Source organism: Enterobacter cloacae complex sp. 6730903 (genome assembly GCF_048283985.1).
GTDB classification, from domain to species: Bacteria; Pseudomonadota; Gammaproteobacteria; order Enterobacterales; family Enterobacteriaceae; genus Enterobacter; species Enterobacter hormaechei_C.
On the sequence record NZ_JBLVXX010000247.1, the window covers coordinates 1 to 259 of the forward strand.

General features: G+C 41.3%; 1 pseudogene. It reads left to right on the forward strand.

From position 1 onward, the window contains the following. A pseudogene (locus tag ACNQ0W_RS25775) lies at positions 1-259 on the forward strand (membrane-bound PQQ-dependent dehydrogenase, glucose/quinate/shikimate family); the annotation flags it as partial.

The window sequence follows — 259 nt, forward strand, 5'->3', positions numbered from 1 at the left end:
GTTTAGTTGCTGTAAATGCTGACACAGGTAAAGCATGTACTGACTTTGGTCAAAATGGTGAAGTGAATTTACAAGAATTCATGCCATATGCTTATCCAGGTGGTTATAACCCAACATCTCCAGGTGTTGTTACTGGTTCAACAGTGGTTATTGCCGGTTCGGTTACCGACAACTATTCAAATAAAGAGCCATCAGGTGTTATCCGTGGATATGACGTAAACACTGGTAAGCTTCTTTGGGTATTTGATACTGGTGCAGC